A 418-nucleotide genomic window follows, 5' to 3' on the forward strand; every position below is an offset into this window, starting at 1 on the left:
CTTCGTGACCCGGCCGACCCCCGAGATCAGCAGCCACATCCCCGCCAGGATGTCACCGGCCTGCCGTGAGGGGATCATTGTCGCCGTCACGAACCGGGAGAACCCCAGCGTCATCACCAGCACCGGCGCGACCCGCTCCAGGCCCGCGGCGACTGGCACCGGCGTCTCGGGGAAGCACAGGTCGCACTGCGTGACCTGCCCGGGCTCGTAGACGACGCGGTCGACCGGGTCGATCCCGACGTACTCCGGCCGGATCAGCGCCAGGCGCCTCTTGAGCGGCGACAGCGAATAGGTCCAGCCGATCCGCTCGGCGACGACCGGCGCCGGCATCCGCGGCCACTCCGCGAGCAGCGCCCGGATCCGAGGCTCGAACGGATCGACCACCGAGCCCTTCGGCGCCCGGACGTACGTCGGCGGC

At 72.0% G+C, this 418-nt stretch carries 1 pseudogene; it reads right to left on the bottom strand.

The window, feature by feature from the left end:
- Nucleotides 1-418: pseudogene (locus tag MJ797_RS25470) on the bottom strand (IS21 family transposase); the annotation flags it as partial.

Origin of the sequence: Protofrankia sp. CiP3, from assembly GCF_917627345.1 — a bacterium.
In the GTDB taxonomy this organism is placed as follows: domain Bacteria; phylum Actinomycetota; class Actinomycetes; order Frankiales; family Frankiaceae; genus Protofrankia.